This window comes from Roseateles sp. GW821-FHT09H10 (genome assembly GCF_059415865.1).
The window spans coordinates 25763-41348 of sequence record NZ_JBWKOB010000005.1; the positions used below are offsets into that span (position 1 = coordinate 25763).

The window sequence follows — 15586 nt, forward strand, 5'->3', positions numbered from 1 at the left end:
TGTTGTGCCCTTAGCCCTTGAGCGCGTCGAGTTCCTCGACGTTGATGCTGGCCCGGTTGCGGAACAGCACGACCAGGATGGCCAGGCCGATGGCCGATTCAGCGGCCGCGACGGTCAGGATGAAGAACACGAAGACCTGTCCGTCCATATTGCCCAGGTAGTGGGAAAAGGCGACGAAGTTCAGGTTGACCGCCAGCAGCATCAGCTCGATGGCCATCAGCAGCACGATCAGGTTCTTGCGGTTCAGGAAGATGCCGATCACCGACAGCGCGAACAGCATCGCGCCCAGCGTCAGGAAGTGGCCCAGGGTCAGGCCGCTCAGTCCGGCAATGGCGGTCATGCCTGGCCTCCTTCGGTGGGTGCGGCCGGCTGGGCCGGCGCGCTAACGGTCGGGTCCATCTTGACGATCTTCAGGCGCTGGGCCTTGGTGACCTTGACCTGCTCGGAGGCGTCCATGGCGCGCGAGTCCTTGCGGCGGCGCAGCGTCAGTGCGATGGCGGCGACGATGGCCACCAGCAGCAGCACGGCGGCGATCTGCAGCGGGTAGAGGTAGTTGGTGTAGATCTCGATGCCGAGCAGCTTGGTGTTGCCTTGGCTGATCTGCGCTGCGGTCGCGGCCGGGGCCTCGGACAGCTGGAAGCCGCCCATCAGCACGATGCCCATCTCGAACGCGATCAACGCGCCGACGATGGCGGCCACGGGCAGATGCTTCCAGAAGCCCTCACGCAGGCTGTCCGTGTTCAGGTCCAGCATCATGACGACGAACAGGAACAGCACCATGACGGCACCGATGTAGACGAGGACCAGCGCGATGGCCAGGAACTCGGCCTTCAGCAGCATCCAGATGCAGGACGCGGTGAAGAAGGACAGGATGAGGAAGAGCGCGGCATGCACGGTGCTGCGCGCCGTGATGACACGGAACGAACTCACCAGCAGGATGCCGGAGAAAACGTAGAAGAGGATGGTCGTGATGTCCATGCGTATCCAGGCCAGCTGTGCCGGACCGCTGTGCGCCTCGCGGCGCCCCAGCGATCAGCGGTACTTGGCGTCGGCCTCCTTCTGGGCTGCGATCTGCGGCTCGTACTTGTCACCGACAGCCAGCAGCATGTCCTTGGTGAAGTAGAGATCGCCGCGCTTTTCGCCGTGGTATTCGAAGATGCTGGTTTCGACGATGGAGTCCACCGGGCAGCTTTCCTCGCAGAAGCCGCAGAAGATGCACTTGGTCAGGTCGATGTCGTAGCGCGTCGTGCGGCGGCTGCCGTCGGCGCGCACGTCGCTCTCGATGGTGATGGCCATCGCGGGGCAGACGGCCTCGCAGAGCTTGCAGGCGATGCAGCGCTCTTCACCGTTCTCGTAGCGGCGCAGCGCATGCAGGCCACGGAAGCGCGGCGACAGCGGCGTCTTCTCTTCCGGAAACTGGATGGTGATGTTGCGCGACAGGAAGTGGCGACCGGTCAGCTTCATCCCCTTGAGCAGTTCCCAAAGGAAGAAGGTCTTGGCGAAATTCGTGATTGCAGTCATGGTCGCCGCCTCACTTCCAGGGGTTGAACGGCGTCTGCATGACAGCACCGACAACAACCAGCCAGATCAGCGTGATGGGAATGAAGATCTTCCAGCCCAGACGCATGATCTGGTCATAGCGGAAGCGGGGGAACGTGGCGCGCACCCACAGGAACATCGTGACGACGAAGAAGGTCTTGGCGAACAGCCAGAACCAGTTCCAGAACGCCATCGTGTGCTGGATGAAGCCTGGCACTTCCATGCCGAGCAGGCTCCAGGAGATCGGCGCGCTCCAGCCGCCCAGGAACATGATGACGGCCAGGGCCGACACCAGGATCATGTTGGCGTACTCGGCCAGGAAGAACATCGCGAACGACATGCCCGAGTACTCGATCATGTGGCCGGCGACGATTTCCGACTCGCCTTCGACGACGTCGAACGGGTGGCGGTTGGTTTCGGCCAGGCCCGAGATGAAGTAGACGATGAAGATCGGGAACAGCAGCACCCAGTTCCAGGAGAAGATGTTCAGGCCCATATTGGCCCACATGCCCTTTTCCTGCACCTGCACGACCGTGGTCATGTTCAGGCTGCCCGTCACCATCAGCACGACGACCAGGGCGAAGCCCATGGCGATTTCGTAGCTGACCATCTGGGCCGAGGCCCGCAGCGCGCCCAGGAAGGCGTACTTCGAGTTCGACGCCCAGCCGGCGATGATGACGCCGTAGACCTCGAGCGAGGTGATGGCCATCAGGAAGAGCAGGCCGGCATTGACGTTGGCCACCGCGGCATCCGGGCCGAAGGGCACGACGGCCCAGGCAGCCAGGGCCGGCATGATGGTCATGACGGGGCCGAGGAAGAACAGGCCCTTGCTGGCGGCGGCGGGCTTGATGATCTCCTTGAAGATCAGCTTGACCGCATCGGCGATCGGGGTCAGCAGGCCGTAGGGGCCGACGCGGTTCGGGCCCGGGCGGATCTGCGACCAGCCGATGGCCTTGCGCTCCCACAGCGTCAGATAGGCCACGCAGCCCAGCAGCGGCAGGATGACGGCGACGATCTTCAGCAGGCTCCACACCAGGGGCCACAGGGCCCCCAGCAGCGAGGCGCCGTTTTGGTAGAGAGAGTCGATCATTCGGTGTTGCTCCCTCAGACCTTGCTGATGCTCAGCGTGCCGAAGGCGGCGCCCAGAGCTGCGGTTTGTGCCAGGCCGGACGGCACGCGGGCCACGCCCTCGGGCAGGCCGGCTTCGAGGCGGGCGGGCAGTTGGGCGGCACCGCCGTCCTGCACGATGCGGACCTGGTCGCCCTCGGCCAGGCCGAGCTGCTGCCACAGGCTGGCGGGCAGGCCGACCGTGGCGGCTTCGCGGCCGTCGGTGGTCAGCTGCAGCGACGTGGAATTGCGCACCAGCGCATCGGTCGCGTAGATGGGCAGGTTGGCGAAGCGCTCGACGCCCTCACCCTTCGCTGCGGCTTGCGCCGTGGCCGAGGTGGCGTTGGAGAGGCGACCGGTGAGGTCGCCACCGAGGGCCTGTTCGCGGACCTGCTCGGAGCTCTCCTGGTCGAAACCCGGCAGACCCAGCAGATTGCCCAGCACGCGCAGCACCTTCCAGGCCGGACGCGTCTCGGCCAGCGGGCGCACGACGCCGACGAAGCTCTGCAGGCGGCCCTCGGCGTTGACGAAGCTGCCGGAGGTCTCGCTGAAGGGGGCGATGGGCAACAGCACATCGGCGTACTCGAGACCCGACTTGAACGGGCTCAGCACGACGACCATCTCGGCCGCGTCCAGCGCCTTGGCGGCAGCAGCGGCGTTGGCGGAGTCCAGCACCGGGTCGGTGTTCAGCAGCACCACGGCCTTCAGCGACGTGCCGTTCAGCATCTGGCCGGCGTTCAGGCCGTCGACCTGGGGCTGGGCCTTCACGAGCTGGGCGCCGACGGTGTTGGCGGCTGCGGTCAGGTAGCCGACGCTCGCGCCGGTCTGCTGGCCAATCCGCTGCGCCAGGGCCAGCAGGCTGGTGGCCTGCGGGTGTTCAGCAGCGGCATTGCCCAGCAGGATGGCCTTCTTCTGGCCGGATGCGAGGCTGGCGGCAATGGCCTTGGCTTCATCCGTGGCGTTGCCGGCGAGTGGTGCGCCAGCGCCGATGGCGGCGGCGACGTCGGCCAGGGCTTGCACCCAGCCCGACGGGGCGACCGAGGTCGAACCGGCCAGCGGCATCAGCCATTCATCATTGCTGACGCCGACGCGATGCACGGCGGCACCGCGGCGCGCGGCGTGGCGCAGACGGGCGGCGAACAGCGGATGATCCTTGCGCAGGTTGGAGCCGACGACGAGAGCGCGGTCCAGCTCGGACAGGCTCGCGATCGACGTGCCCAGCCAGCGCGCCTGGCCGGCGGCGGCGGCATTGCCGAAGTCGCTGTGGCGCAGGCGGTGGTCGATGTTGTCGCTGCCCAGGCCGCGCACGATGTTGCTCAGCAGATGCAGTTCTTCCACCGTGCTGTGGGCCGAGCCCAACGCGCCAATCGACGCAGCGCCGTGGTCGGCCTTGATGCTCTTCAGACCATTGGCGATGTATTCCAGGGCCGTCGTCCAGTCGACCTGCTTCCAGGCACCGCCCTGCTTGATCATGGGCGCCGTCAGGCGGGCGTCGCTGTTCAGGGCCTCGTAGCTGAAGCGGTCGCGGTCGGCGATCCAGCATTCATTGACGTCCTCGTTCTCCAGCGGAACGACGCGCAGGACCTGGTGGTTCTTGACCTGGACGATCAGGTTGGCGCCGGTCGAATCGTGGGGGCTGACGCTCTTGCGGCGCGACAGTTCCCAGGTGCGGGCGCTGTAGCGGAAGGGCTTGCTGGTGAGAGCGCCGACCGGGCAGATGTCGATCATGTTGCCCGACAGCTCGGAGTCCACCGTGCGGCCGACGAAGGTCTGGATCTCGCTGTGCTCGCCGCGGTGGGCCATGCCCAGTTCCATCTGGCCGGCGATCTCCTGGCCGAAGCGCACGCAGCGGGTGCAATGGATGCAGCGGCTCATCTCCTCCATGGAGATCAGCGGGCCCACGTTCTTGTGGAAGACGACGCGCTTCTCTTCGCTGTAGCGGCTCTTGCTGCCACCGTAGCCGACGGCCAGGTCCTGCAGCTGGCACTCGCCGCCCTGGTCGCAGATGGGGCAGTCCAGCGGGTGGTTGATCAGCAGGAATTCCATGACGCCCTGCTGGGCCTTGATCGCCTTGTCGCTCTTGGTGCGGACGATCATGCCCTGCGTGACCGGAGTCGCGCAGGCCGGCATGGGCTTGGGCGCCTTCTCCACGTCCACCAGGCACATGCGGCAGTTGGCGGCGATGGAGAGCTTCTTGTGATAGCAGAAGTGGGGGATGTAGGTCCCGGCCTTCTCGGCGGCATGCATGATCATGCTGCCTTCCTTGGCCTCTACCTTCTGACCGTCGAGTTCGATTTCAACCATGATGGTGTTTCCCTAGGCAGCTCAGGTCGGAGCCACCAGGGGCTTCTTGTGTTCAATCAGGTGCAAGAACTCATGCTTGAAGTTCTTGATCATGGCGCGCACGGGCATCGCAGCAGCGTCGCCCAGCGCACAGATCGTGCGGCCCTGGATGTTGTCGGCCACGGAGTTCAGCAGGTCGATGTCCTCTGCCCTGCCCTCGCCGTGATAGATGCGTTCCAGCACGCGGTGCATCCAGCCCGTGCCTTCGCGGCAGGGCGTGCACTGGCCGCAAGACTCGTGGGCGTAGAAGTAGGACAGGCGCAGCAGGCTCTGCACGGCGCAGCGCGAGTCGTCCATGACGATGACGGCGCCCGAGCCCAGCATGGAGCCGGCCTTGGCGATGGAGTCATAGTCCATCGTGCACTGCATCATCACTTCCGCCGTCAGCACCGGTGCGGACGAACCGCCGGGAATGACAGCCTTCAGCTTGCGGCCCTTGCGCACGCCGCCGGCCATTTCCAGCAGCACCGAGAACGGCGTGCCGAGAGGAATTTCGTAGTTGCCGGGCTTCTCGACGTCGCCCGACACCGAGAACAGCTTGGTGCCGCCGTTGTTGGGCTTGCCGATCTCGAGGTAGGCCTGGCCGCCGTTGCGGATGATCCAGGGCACCGCGGCAAACGTCTCGGTGTTGTTGATCGTCGTCGGCCGGCCGTACAGGCCGAAGCTGGCGGGGAAAGGCGGCTTGAAGCGCGGCTGGCCCTTCTTGCCTTCAAGAGACTCCAGCAGGGCCGTCTCCTCGCCGCAGATGTAGGCGCCGAAGCCATGATGGCCGTGCAGCTGGAAGCTGAAGCCCGAGCCCATGATCTTGTCGCCGAGATAGCCCGCGGCACGGGCTTCTTCCAGAGCCGCCTCGAAGCGCTCGTAGACCTCGAAGATCTCGCCGTGGATGTAGTTGTAGCCCACCGTGATGCCCATCGCGTAGGCGGCGATGGCCATGCCCTCGATGACCTGATGCGGGTTGAACATCAGCAGGTCACGGTCCTTGCAGGTGCCCGGCTCGCCTTCGTCGCTGTTGCAGACGAGGTATTTCTGGCCCGGGAACTGGCGGGGCATGAAGCTCCACTTCAGGCCGGTCGGGAAGCCCGCGCCGCCGCGGCCGCGCAGGGCCGAGGTCTTGACTTCGGCGATGACCTGGTCAGGGGTCAGGCCTTCGCCGCCGTCGGCAGCCAGGATCTTCTTCAGCGCTGCGTAGCCGCCACGCGCTTCGTAGTCCTTGATCGACCAGTTCTTGCCGTCCAGGTCCGCATAGATCTGCGGGGTGATGTGGCGGCCGTGGAAACAGGTCTCGGCGCCGGTGCTTTGGAATTTGGTGAGGTCCAGCATCGTCTTCCTCAAGCCTTGGCAGCTTCAGCGCGCAGCACGTCGACCAGCTCGTCCAGGCGGTCGTTGCTCATGAAGCTGCACATCTGGCGGTCGTTGACCAGCATCACCGGCGAGTCGGCGCAGGCGCCCAGGCACTCGCTCTTCTGCACGGTGAACAGGCCGTCGGCCGTCGTGCCGCCCTGCTCGATGCCGAGCTTGCTGCACAGATGGTCCAGGGCCTTCTGGCCGTCGCGCAGCTGGCAAGGCAGGTTGGCGCAGACGTTCAGCTTGAACTTGCCGACGGGCTTCTGGTTGTACATGTTGTAGAAGGTCGTCACCTCGTACACGGCGATGGGCGCCATGCCGAGATGAGCGGCGATCGCGTCTTCCGCGGCGCGGGACACGAAGCCTTCTTCCTGCTGCACGATGGTCAGGCAGGCCATGACGGCCGACTGGCGCAGCTCGTAGGGGTATTTGGCGACCTCGCGGTCGAAGCGCGCGCGGGTGGCGTCGGAGAGTTGGTAGCTGCTCATCGGTCGATCTCGCCGAAAACAATGTCCATCGTGCCGATGATGGCCACGGCGTCCGCGATCATGTGGCCACGGCCCATTTCGTCCAGGGCCGCGAGGTGCGGGAAGCCCGGTGCGCGGATCTTCAGGCGGTAGGGCTTGTTGGCACCGTCGCTGACCATGTAGATGCCGAACTCGCCCTTGGGGTGTTCGACGGCCGCATAGGCCTCGCCTTCCGGCACATGGAAGCCTTCGGTGAAGAGCTTGAAGTGGTGGATCAGCTCTTCCATGTTGGACTTCATGTCCACGCGGCCCGGCGGCGCCACCTTGTGGTTGTCGGTGATGACCGGCAGGCCGGGGTTGGCCTTCAGCCAGGCCACGCATTGCTGGACGATGCGGTTGGACTGGCGCATCTCTTCCACGCGCACGACATAGCGGTCGTAGGTGTCGCCGTTGGTGCCGACCGGGATGTCGAAATCCATCTTGTCGTACACGTCGTAGGGCTGCTTCTTGCGCAGGTCCCAGGCGATGCCCGAGCCGCGCAGCATGGCGCCCGTGAAGCCGAGGTTGAGCGCGCGCTCGGGCGACACGACGCCGATGCCGACCGTGCGCTGCTTCCAGATGCGGTTGTCGGTCAGCAGCGTCTCGTAGTCGTCGATGTTGGCCGGCAGGCGCTTGCAGAAGTCCTCGATGAAGTCCAGCAGCGAGCCCGAACGGTTCTCGTTCAGCTGGGCGATGGCCTTGGCATTGCGGATCTTGCTGACCTGGTACTGCGGCATGCTGTCCGGCAGGTCGCGGTAGACGCCGCCCGGACGGAAGTAGGCCGCGTGCATGCGCGCACCCGACACCGCCTCGTACATGTCGAAGATGTCCTCACGCTCGCGGAAGCAGTAGATGAGGATGTTCATCGCACCGCAGTCCAGGCCATGGCAGCCCAGCCACAGCAGGTGGTTCAGGATGCGGGTCAGCTCGCCGAACATCACGCGGATGTACTGGGCGCGGATGGGCACTTCCAGGCCGAGCATCTTCTCGATGGCCAGGCAGTAGGCATGCTCGTTGGACATCATCGACACGTAGTCGAGGCGGTCCATATAGGGCAGCGACTGGATATAGGTCTTGCTCTCGGCCAGCTTCTCGGTGGCGCGGTGCAGCAGGCCGATATGGGGGTCGGCGCGCTGGATGACTTCGCCGTCCAGCTCGAGCACCAGGCGCAGCACGCCGTGGGCGGCCGGATGCTGGGGGCCGAAGTTGAGGGTGTAGTTCTTGATTTCGGCCATGGTTCAGAGCCCGCCGTACTTGTCTTCGCGAATGATGCGCGGCGTGATCTCGCGCGGCTCGATGGTCACCGGCTGGTAGATGACCCGCTTCTGCTCGGCGTCGTAGCGCATCTCGACATGGCCCGACACCGGGAAGTCCTTGCGCATCGGATGGCCGATGAAGCCGTAGTCGGTCAGGATGCGGCGCAGGTCGTCATGGCCGTCGAAGATGACGCCATACATGTCGAAGGCCTCGCGCTCGAACCAGTTGGCCGCGCTCCACACCGGCGTGACCGAGGCCACGCAGGGGAAGTCGTCATCGGCGGCGAAGACCTTGAGGCGCAGGCGCCAGTTCTTGCTGACCGACAGCAGGTGGCTGACAACCGCGTAGCGCTGGCCTTCCCAGGCACCGTCGCCGAAGCTGCTGTAGTCGACACCGCAGAGGTCGATCAGCTGCTCCAGCTTCAATTCGGGGTGGTCGCGCAGCGTCGTCGCCACTTCGAAGTAGTCGGCCGCGCGCACGGTCAGCGTCAGTTCGCCCAGGGCGTTCTTCAGGCTGACGACGCGCTCGCCAAGGACGGCACCAATCTGCTGGGCCAGGGTTTCGAGATTCAGGCTCATACCGTGTGCTCAGCGGCTGTCATCGGGCGATGGTGTTTTCGCGGCGGATCTTGGCCTGCAGCTGCAGGATGCCGTACAGCAGGGCCTCGGCCGTCGGCGGGCAGCCTGGCACGTAGACGTCCACCGGCACGATGCGGTCGCAGCCGCGCACGACGGAATAGCTGTAGTGGTAATAGCCGCCGCCGTTGGCGCAGCTGCCCATGGAGAGCACCCAGCGCGGCTCGGCCATCTGGTCGTAGACCTTGCGCAGGGCCGGCGCCATCTTGTTGCACAGCGTGCCGGCCACGATCATCAGATCGGACTGGCGCGGGCTCGGCCGGAACAGCATGCCGAAGCGGTCGATGTCATAGCGGGCGGCGCCCGCATGCATCATCTCGACGGCACAGCAGGCCAGACCGAAGGTCATCGGCCAGAGCGAGCCCGTCTTGGACCAGTTGATCAGCTTGTCGACCGAGGTGGTGACAAAGCCCTCTTTCAAGACGCCTTCAATACCCATTTCGAATTCCCAGCAGCGTGTTTGGCGTAGCGCTTATTCCCAGTCCAGGGCGCCTTTTTTCCATTCGTAGGCAAAGCCCACGACCAGAATGCCGAGGAAGATCATCATCGCCCAGAAGCCCGTCGCACCGATTTCCTTGAGCGCGACGGCCCAGGGGAAGAGGAAGGCGATTTCCAGGTCGAAAAGAATGAACAGGATGGCGACGAGGTAGTAGCGCACATCGAATTTCATGCGCGCGTCTTCAAAGGCCTCGAAGCCGCATTCGTAGGGGGAGTTCTTGGCCTGATCCGGCCGATTGGGGCCCAGCAGGGCGCCGAGCACCTGGGGTGCGATCCCGACTACTGCGCCGACCAAGATGAAGAGGATGACGGGCAGGTATTGTTCGAGATTCATTTGCGCCTTCTCGGGTCGACTAGAACGTCTTCGTCCACGCAGCCCCTGCACGAGCAGGCCACAAAAGCAAACAGGCGCGCCACCAGCGAATCGAAAGAGTCGCTCGCGGATCGCGCCCGCCTTGAACCTTGCATCAGCCGCCCCGACTTGCGTCCGGGAGACCTGGCGACAGGCCGCTTTGGCCGGCCTCCGATTGAACCGGAGGCCTTGCCGATTATCTGGTGCCGTCGGCGAGACTCGAACTCGCACAGCTTTCGCCACTACCCCCTCAAGATAGCGTGTCTACCAATTTCACCACGACGGCAGGTACTTCAAATAGGCCTGGCAACTGGGGAGGGATTGCTTGCCAGACAGCCTCGCATTCTATACCGGGAATTAGGGGTGACCCGGTGAAGAGGCGAGGTTTTTAGTCGGACTTCAGTTGGCTGCAGCAGACGCTGCGGCCGAGGCCGTGGCGGCGGGCGCGACGACGGCGCCAGGGATGGCGGCGGCACCCGAAGCGGCCGGGGCCACGACGGCAGCGCGGTCCAGCACGCTGTCGGTGGTCGTCGCCGACGGGCGGTTGTTGGACAGGAAAGCCAGGCCCAGCGTGCAACCGAAGAACAGCGTGGCGGCGACGGCCGTGCTGCGCGACAGGAAGTTGGCACTGCCCGTGGCGCCGAACAGGCTGCCCGAGGCGCCGCTGCCGAAGGAGGCGCCCATGTCGGCGCCCTTGCCGTGCTGAACCAGCACCAGACCGATGATCGCCAGGGCCGAGAGCAACTGAACGATCAACACCAGATTCGCAAAGACCTGCATTCCAAACACTCCATCAAAACTCTAGTGGCGCCCCGCCCCATTGGCCGGCGCCGGGAAAACTCAGTGGGCCGCGGCCCGGCAAATGGCGGCGAAATCGGCCGCCTTCAATGACGCACCGCCGATCAGGCCGCCATCGATGTCGGGCTGCGAGAACAGCTCGGCCGCGTTGTCAGCCTTGACGCTGCCGCCGTAGAGGATCCGCATGGCGGCGGACTTGTCCGTCGCCGCATGCAGCTGGGCACGCAGCACGGCATGCACGGCCTGCGCTTCGGCCGGCGTGGCCGTCAGGCCGGTGCCGATGGCCCAGACGGGCTCATAGGCCACGACCATCTCGCCGGTGCAATGGCCCAGCGTGTGGATGACGGCGGCGAGCTGGCGCTTGACGACGGCTTCGGTCTGGCCGGCCTCGCGCTCGGCACGCGTCTCGCCGACGCAGACGATGGGCGTCACGCCATGGGCCAGGGCCGCCTTGGCCTTGTCGGCGACGAGCTGGTCGCTCTCCGCGTGATAGGCACGGCGCTCCGAGTGGCCGACGATGGCATAGCGGCAGCCGACATCGTGCAGCATGGCCGACGACACCTCGCCGGTATAGGCGCCCTGCTCGTGCGAGGAGCAGTCCTGCGAACCGTAGGCGATGCTGGTGCCGGTCAGGGCCAGCGCCGCCTCGGCGATGTAGAGGAAGGGCACGCAGACGGCGACGTCGGCGTTCCAGGGGCCGGCTTCCTTGAGGCCGGCGAGCAGCTGGGCATTTGCAGCGCGGCTGCCATGCATCTTCCAGTTGCCCACGACGAGTTTTCTTCTCATGTCATCTCCTCACCAGGTCAGCACGATCTTGCCGATGTGCTGGTTGGATTCCATCAGTGCATGCGCCTCGGCCGCTTGCGCGGCCGGCAGTTCGCGATACACCACGGGCTTGATGCGTCCCGCCTCGATCAGCGGCCAGACCTTGTCGCGCAGCGAACGCGCGAGCTGGGCCTTGAAGGCCGCCGTGCGCGGGCGCAGCGTCGAGCCGGTGATCGTCAGGCGCTTGCGCAGCACGAGGCCGGCATCGATCTCCGACTTCACGCCGCCCTGCACCGCGATCAGCGCCAGGCGCCCGTCTTCGGCCAGCGCTTGCACGCCACGACCGATGTAGTCGCCCGCCACCATGTCCAGGATCACGTCGACACCGCGGCCACCCGTGGCGGCCTTGGCTTCGATGACGAAATCCTGTTCGCGGTAGTTGATCGCCACCTCGGCGCCCAGGGCCTTGCAGGCCTCGGCCTTGTCGGCGCTGCCCACCGTCACCAGCACGCGGGCACCCAGGGCCTTGGCCATCTGGATGGCCGTCACGCCGATGCCGCTGGAGCCACCGTGAATCAGCAACGTCTCGCCGGCTTTGAGGCCGGCGCGGTCGAACACATTGGCCCAGACCGTGAAGCAGGTTTCCGGCAGCGTCGCGGCTTGCGTCAGCGTCCAGCCTTGCGGCACCGGCAGGCACTGGCCCACAGCCACCGCGCACAGCTCGGCGTAGCCACCCCCATTGACCAGGGCACAGACCTTGTCGCCCAGCTTGAAGCCATGCGCGGCCAGGGCCTGAGCGTCGCCAGCGACGATCTCGCCCGCGACCTCCAGGCCGGGCAGCTCGCTCGCACCCGGCGGCGGCGGGTAGGCGCCCTTGCGCTGCAGCACGTCCGGGCGATTGATGCCCGAAGCTGCAACGCGGATCAGGCACTCGCCCAGGCCCGCGACTGGATCTGGCCTGTCGGCCAGCTCCAGCACCTCGGGCCCGCCGGGGCGGGTGATCGCGATGGCTTTCATCGCTGCAGGAATTACTCCGCGGCGGGCGGCGTGCTGTCAGCAGCCGGAGCCGGGGCGGCTTCGCGCGGCTGCTGTTCAGGACGCTCGATCAGCGCCTTCATCGACAGCTTGATGCGGCCCTTCTCGTCGGTCTCGAGCACCTTGACCTTGACCACTTGGCCTTCCTGCAGGAAGTCCGTGACCTTCTCGACGCGCTGGTGGGCGATCTGGCTGATGTGCAGCAGGCCGTCCTTGCCGGGCAGCAGGTTCACGAGGGCACCGAAGTCCAGGATCTTGGTGATCGGGCCTTCGTAGACCTTGCCGACTTCGACTTCGGCCGTGATCTCGGCGATGCGCTTCTTGGCCATCTCGGCCTTCTCGGCGTCCGTCGAGGCGATGGTGATGGTGCCGTCTTCGCCGATGTCGATGGTCGTGCCGGTCTCTTCGGTCAGCGCACGGATGGTGGCGCCGCCCTTGCCGATGACGTCACGGATCTTCTCCGGGTTGATCTTCATCGTGTACAGGCGCGGGGCGAACTGCGACACCTCGGTGTTGGCGCTGCCCATGGCTTCGACCATCTTGCCCAGGATGTGCAGGCGGGCTTCCTTGGCCTGAGCCAGGGCGACCTGCATGATTTCCTTGGTGATGCCCTGGATCTTGATGTCCATCTGCAGGGCGGTGATGCCGGTCGTCGTGCCGGCCACCTTGAAGTCCATGTCGCCCAGGTGATCTTCGTCACCCAGGATGTCGGTCAGCACGGCGAAGCGGCTGGCGTCCTTGATCAGGCCCATGGCGATGCCGGCCACGTGGGCCTTCATCGGCACGCCGGCGTCCATCAGAGCCAGGCAGCCGCCGCAGACGGAAGCCATCGACGAGGAGCCGTTGGACTCGGTGATTTCGGAGACGACGCGCAGCGAGTAGGGGAAGTCTTCCTTGCTCGGCAGGGCAGCGATCAGAGCGCGCTTGGCAAGGCGGCCGTGGCCGATTTCGCGGCGCTTGGGGCTGCCGACACGACCCGTCTCGCCGGTGGCGAAGGGGGGCATGTTGTAGTGCATCATGAAGCGGTCTTCGAACTCGCCGTCCAGCGCATCGATGCGCTGGGCGTCGCGGTCCGTGCCCAGGGTCGCGACGACCAGGGCCTGCGTCTCACCACGGGTGAACAGGGCCGAGCCGTGCGTGCGCGGCAGCAGGCCGTTGCTGATCTCGATGGGGCGCACGGTGCGGGTGTCGCGGCCGTCGATGCGCGGCTCGCCGGCCAGGATCTGGTTGCGCACGATGCGGGCTTCGATCTCGAACAGCAGGCCTTCGACCTCGACCTTGTCAAAGGCCGCGCCTTCGTCCTTCAGCGCGGCGAAGACGTTCGACGTCACGCTGCGGCAGGCTTGCGTACGGGCTTGCTTGGAGCGGATCTGGTAAGCCTCGCGCAGCGGGCCTTCGGCCAGGCCGTTGACCTTGGCGATGAAGGCTTCGTCCTTGGCGGGAGCGGTCCACGTCCAGGCCGGCTTGCCGGCTTCCTTGACCAGGTCATTGATGGCGGCGATGGCGACGTTGCCTTGCTCGTGGCCATAGACGATGGCGGCCAGCATGACCTCTTCCGACAGGCCGGAGGCCTCGGACTCGACCATCAGCACGGCAGCTTGCGTGCCGGCGACGACCAGGTCCATCTGGCTGTTGGCCAGCTCGGACTTGCTCGGGTTCAGCAGGTACTCGCCGTTGACGTAGCCCACGCGGGCAGCGCCGATCGGGCCGCTGAACGGGATGCCGGAGATCGCCAGCGCGGCGGACGAGCCGATCAGCGCGGCGATGTCGGCCTGCACTTCGGGGTTCAGGCTCACCACATGGACGACGACCTGGACTTCGTTGAAGAAGCCTTCGGGGAACAGCGGGCGGATCGGGCGGTCGATCAGGCGGCTGGTCAGCGTCTCGTGCTCGCTCGGGCGGCCTTCACGCTTGAAGAAGCTGCCGGGGATCTTGCCGGCGGCGTAGGTCTTCTCGAGGTAGTCGACGGTCAGCGGGAAGAAGTCCTGGCCGGCCTTGGCTTCGGTCTTGGCGACCACGGTGGCCAGCACGACGGTGCCTTCGATGTTGACGAGGACGGCGCCGCTGGACTGGCGGGCGATCTCACCCGTTTCCAGCACGACGTTGTGGCGGCCCCATTGGAAGGACTTCGTGACCTTGTTGAAAATGGACATGCTCATCTCCTGGTTTTGGTGGGTGCGGGGGCACCCGGGGGAACCGGGAACGAGACTGGGTTTGGTCCAGATGCCATTCCAAGAAGGCTCAGCAAACCGTCTTGGAATGATCCGACACCACGTCAGCTCGGTTCCGGCAGATGGACAAAGAGCCTGTACTGGGCTTGAGGACCAGACAGGCTCCGTGTCGGATTCGGGGAATTACTTGCGCAGGCCCAGCTTGGCGATCAGCGCGACATAACGGCTGGAGTCAACGCGCTTCAGGTAAGCCAGCAGGCTCTTGCGGGTGTTGACCATCTTCAGCAGACCGCGACGGCCGTGGTGGTCCTTGGCGTGGGTCTTGAAGTGGGGGGTCAGATCGTTGATGCGGGCGGTCAGCAGAGCGACCTGGACTTCCGGGCTGCCGGTGTCGTTGGCGCTGCGTGCGTTGGCCTTGACGATCTCGGCCTTCTTTTCGGCGATGGACATTTGTTTTCCAAAAGGTTTCGGAAGTCCGGCCGGGCGAGACGCACTACAAAAGCGCTGCCGCAGACGGTTTCCGGGGTTGACTTGCGGACACGGGGGAAACCACCCCGAGCCGTGCTGGTGCCCTGTGTACAGGAGACCCCATACGCAGAACTCGCGGATTCTAGCCCAAAGCGGCGGGAGCCCCAAACCGCGGCTGGCCAAGCGGGCGGACGTAGGGGCGGCCACCACGGGTTTCAAGGGCAAAAACCGCCCTGCCCTGCAAATGCGTGACTTCTCTGCCACGTCGCAAAAAAGCCTCTTGAAGCGCTTTTGGGCCGCCCTATCTCGGGTTCATCGGGTGCTGCTCCCGACTGGTTCAGCAGCGCAAACCTACGGAGTTGATCCCCATGTTCTACCTGACCCACCCCGCCCGAGTCGCCCGTGCCCTGCGCCAGTTCGATGCCGACGTGGCCCGCACCCCGGCCCTGGACATCAGCGAAGACGACAAGGCCTACAGCGTCACCGTCGACATGCCCGGCGTCGCCAAGGAGGCCGTCAAGGTCCGCGTCGAAGGTCGCCGCGTGCACATCGAGACCACCACGGCAGAAGCCGCTGCGCCGACCGATGGCTCCCGCGTCCTCTATCGCGAGCGCCGCGCCGCCAGCTATGCCCGCAGCTTCTCGCTGCCGGTCGAGATCGACCAGACCCAGTCGCAGGCCCGCTTCGAGAACGGCGTGCTGACGCTGAACCTGGTCAAGCGCGTCGCCGAGAACGGCGGCCAGCTGAACGTCCTGTAAGACGGTT

Annotated in this window: 17 protein-coding genes and 1 tRNA gene; 1 reads left to right on the plus strand and 17 read right to left on the minus strand. The window is 65.5% G+C overall.

Annotated elements, in window-relative coordinates; translation table 11 throughout:
- Positions 1 to 10: 10 nt before the first annotated feature.
- The 17 genes from nuoK to rpsO all read right to left on the minus strand — a co-directional run bounded on the left by nuoK (position 11) and on the right by rpsO (position 14803).
- Positions 11 to 340 carry an NADH-quinone oxidoreductase subunit NuoK gene (nuoK, locus tag AC07OY_RS21295; RefSeq protein ID WP_310270317.1) on the minus strand — a complete coding sequence of 110 codons (330 nt, stop codon included), beginning with the start codon at positions 338 to 340 and terminating at the stop codon, positions 11 to 13.
- Positions 337 to 978, minus strand: coding sequence for an NADH-quinone oxidoreductase subunit J (locus tag AC07OY_RS21300; protein WP_495044594.1), 642 nt, complete (start codon positions 976 to 978; stop codon positions 337 to 339). Before AC07OY_RS21300 ends, nuoK begins: the two co-directional genes overlap by 4 nt.
- Positions 979 to 1032: 54 nt before the next feature.
- Positions 1033 to 1521, minus strand: a complete 489-nt coding sequence (gene nuoI / locus AC07OY_RS21305; protein ID WP_119046407.1) for an NADH-quinone oxidoreductase subunit NuoI — start codon at positions 1519 to 1521, stop codon at positions 1033 to 1035.
- 10 nt (positions 1522 to 1531) lie between these two features.
- On the minus strand, positions 1532 to 2629 hold the full coding sequence (nuoH, locus tag AC07OY_RS21310; protein WP_495044595.1) for an NADH-quinone oxidoreductase subunit NuoH: 1098 nt from the start codon (positions 2627 to 2629) through the stop codon (positions 1532 to 1534).
- 14 nt (positions 2630 to 2643) lie between these two features.
- Positions 2644 to 4950 (minus strand): NADH-quinone oxidoreductase subunit NuoG, encoded by a 2307-nt coding sequence (gene nuoG, locus AC07OY_RS21315; protein ID WP_495044596.1) that lies wholly within the window; start codon positions 4948 to 4950, stop codon positions 2644 to 2646.
- A 21-nt stretch (positions 4951 to 4971) separates the two neighbouring features.
- Positions 4972 to 6312 (minus strand): NADH-quinone oxidoreductase subunit NuoF, encoded by a 1341-nt coding sequence (gene nuoF, locus AC07OY_RS21320; RefSeq protein WP_495045048.1) that lies wholly within the window; start codon positions 6310 to 6312, stop codon positions 4972 to 4974.
- A gap of 8 nt (positions 6313 to 6320) precedes the next feature.
- Positions 6321 to 6824: an NADH-quinone oxidoreductase subunit NuoE family protein gene (locus tag AC07OY_RS21325; protein WP_495044597.1), complete on the minus strand. Its 504-nt coding sequence runs from the start codon at positions 6822 to 6824 to the stop codon at positions 6321 to 6323.
- A complete protein-coding gene (locus tag AC07OY_RS21330; RefSeq protein ID WP_495044598.1) occupies positions 6821 to 8077 on the minus strand; it encodes an NADH-quinone oxidoreductase subunit D in 1257 nt (418 codons plus the stop codon). Before AC07OY_RS21330 ends, AC07OY_RS21325 begins: the two co-directional genes overlap by 4 nt.
- Positions 8078 to 8080: 3 nt before the next feature.
- Positions 8081 to 8677, minus strand: a complete 597-nt coding sequence (locus AC07OY_RS21335; RefSeq protein WP_495044599.1) for an NADH-quinone oxidoreductase subunit C — start codon at positions 8675 to 8677, stop codon at positions 8081 to 8083.
- Between the two features lie 19 nt (positions 8678 to 8696).
- On the minus strand, positions 8697 to 9173 hold the full coding sequence (locus AC07OY_RS21340; protein WP_046113908.1) for a NuoB/complex I 20 kDa subunit family protein: 477 nt from the start codon (positions 9171 to 9173) through the stop codon (positions 8697 to 8699).
- A gap of 33 nt (positions 9174 to 9206) precedes the next feature.
- Positions 9207 to 9566 (minus strand): NADH-quinone oxidoreductase subunit A, encoded by a 360-nt coding sequence (locus AC07OY_RS21345; protein WP_310270349.1) that lies wholly within the window; start codon positions 9564 to 9566, stop codon positions 9207 to 9209.
- A gap of 219 nt (positions 9567 to 9785) precedes the next feature.
- Positions 9786 to 9870 (minus strand) — tRNA-Leu (locus AC07OY_RS21350).
- Positions 9871 to 9983: 113 nt separating this feature from the next.
- The gene (gene secG / locus AC07OY_RS21355; protein ID WP_495044600.1) at positions 9984 to 10364 is read right to left on the minus strand and encodes a preprotein translocase subunit SecG; all 381 of its coding nucleotides are present in this window, start codon (positions 10362 to 10364) and stop codon (positions 9984 to 9986) included.
- Positions 10365 to 10424: 60 nt separating this feature from the next.
- Positions 10425 to 11168: a triose-phosphate isomerase gene (gene tpiA, locus AC07OY_RS21360; protein ID WP_495044601.1), complete on the minus strand. Its 744-nt coding sequence runs from the start codon at positions 11166 to 11168 to the stop codon at positions 10425 to 10427.
- A gap of 9 nt (positions 11169 to 11177) precedes the next feature.
- A complete protein-coding gene (locus AC07OY_RS21365) occupies positions 11178 to 12164 on the minus strand; it encodes an NAD(P)H-quinone oxidoreductase (protein WP_495044602.1) in 987 nt (328 codons plus the stop codon).
- Positions 12165 to 12175: 11 nt separating this feature from the next.
- On the minus strand, positions 12176 to 14335 hold the full coding sequence (pnp, locus tag AC07OY_RS21370) for a polyribonucleotide nucleotidyltransferase (RefSeq protein WP_495044603.1): 2160 nt from the start codon (positions 14333 to 14335) through the stop codon (positions 12176 to 12178).
- Between the two features lie 201 nt (positions 14336 to 14536).
- Positions 14537 to 14803 (minus strand): 30S ribosomal protein S15, encoded by a 267-nt coding sequence (rpsO, locus tag AC07OY_RS21375; protein ID WP_057299620.1) that lies wholly within the window; start codon positions 14801 to 14803, stop codon positions 14537 to 14539.
- Between the two features lie 386 nt (positions 14804 to 15189).
- Here rpsO and AC07OY_RS21380 point away from each other — a divergent pair, with 386 nt between their 5' ends.
- Positions 15190 to 15579: an Hsp20/alpha crystallin family protein gene (locus AC07OY_RS21380; protein ID WP_495044604.1), complete on the plus strand. Its 390-nt coding sequence runs from the start codon at positions 15190 to 15192 to the stop codon at positions 15577 to 15579.
- Positions 15580 to 15586: the final 7 nt, after the last annotated feature.